This window comes from Chitinophaga niastensis, from assembly GCF_003014755.1.
Taxonomy (GTDB): Bacteria; Bacteroidota; Bacteroidia; order Chitinophagales; family Chitinophagaceae; genus Chitinophaga; species Chitinophaga niastensis.
Map to the genome: position 1 here is coordinate 1 of NZ_PYAW01000030.1, position 1460 is coordinate 1460.

Annotated in this window: 2 protein-coding genes; both read left to right on the forward strand. The window is 41.0% G+C overall.

What is annotated here, in order from left to right; genetic code table 11:
• Nucleotides 1-1002 (forward strand): hypothetical protein (locus CLV51_RS29350; protein ID WP_158267192.1); only part of this gene is annotated, 1002 nt, incomplete at its 5' end.
• Between the two features lie 159 nt (nucleotides 1003-1161).
• Entirely contained in the window at nucleotides 1162-1443 is a 282-nt protein-coding gene (locus CLV51_RS28820) for a helix-turn-helix domain-containing protein (RefSeq protein WP_106531569.1), read from the forward strand.
• Nucleotides 1444-1460: the final 17 nt, after the last annotated feature.

Here is a 1460-nt window from a genome sequence, read left to right on the forward strand (position 1 = left end):
TCAGAAGAAGATATTTTAAGTGTTGATGTTCCATCGATAGAAAACACCTGGTCTAATCTTTATAAAATTATTTATAGCAATCTTGCTGAACTTTTGTTTTTCCTGGAGCAGAAGTTCGCCCGCTACCTCGACATTGACTGCAAGATTCCCGCTTCGTACCTGATAACAGCGCAGACAAAGTTTCAGCAGGATATTGAAGTATTAAAGGAAAGTTTTACTGCGTTGAATATTGATGGGCAATTATTGTCAATTGTACTCCTGCCATTCACTGAGTTTTTAAATGCCAGTCATACTGCTTACTCAATCACTTATCAGCAGCTCTTTTATTTGAAGGAAATGGGCAAGAGCCTCTTTGAATTACTGGACGCCAGTGAAGAAGGAGAAGATCTAACGGATAAATTGGAGGGTCTTTTATTGTACCTTAATTTCAACGGTGTACGGCATTTTCAATATTGGACCAGTATTGTGAATTCAGAAATTGAGAGCCTTTCCACTACAAAGGAAAAACTTGATAGGCTGATGTTTCTTCAAAAGAAAATTAGCCAGGCAACAGTAAAACCCGGTTTTATCTTTAATAGATTACGAGCTCCTCTTCAAAGTAAGATGCAATCATGGCTTGCAGAGGAAATCGGTTACCAGAAAGAAAGAGGATCTCTTTCAAGCAACGTTCACCTTCCCGATGAATTAAGCCGCTGGAAAGACTTTAAGATACAAACTGTTTTCTCCGTGCCACAGCTTGGGCATATACTGAAGCTATTACTCGATAGCGGCCTTTATCTGAATAAGAATAGATCAGAGGTATTGGATTTTTTCTCTTACTTCTTTGCCTCCGTAAAGCAGGACAGTGTATCTCCCGGTAGTCTGCGGAGCAACTTCTATAAAGACAATGCTGCAGTATCCAAAGCAGTAAGGGATATCCTGATGGACCTGGTTAACCGATCGCACAAGGGATTAAACGTTGCTGTATACTTCGCCCTCGATTATTTCCTGCAACAATTCTGATTTCACCATTCCGTGTTGAATGTTGTATTAAAGAAATAATTATATCAAATTCTTCTCTTTAATAATCAAACAGTTACAGGGGGTACTGTCACCCCTGTGACTGTTCTTGCGTAAGTAATATTTTTTCCTTTGCTGCCATAACAAACAAACCCAAACCTTATGGCAGCAGAAATTCTAACCCGGGAAGATCTCGCAATCTTCAAAACAGAATTGTTCCGGGAACTACGGGAGCTGGTCAATGCTCCAGCCATTCAACCCCGGAAATGGCTTAAATCCTACGAAGTCCGCGAAATGCTGGGCATTTCTCCCGGCACACTTCAAAACATGCGCATCAACGGCACGCTTTCCTTTACCAAAATCGGCGGATTGATCTTCTACGAGTACGACGATATCCTCAAGCTGATGGAAGGCACAAAGAAAACCGTAAAACATTCCTTATGAAGACGGTAGCCTACACC

What these genes read in the sequence shown, in the direction of transcription:
- CLV51_RS28820 (WP_106531569.1), top strand. Translation starts at nt 1,162, where the DNA reads ATGGCAGCAGAAATTCTAACCCGGGAAGATCTCGCAATCTTCAAAACA.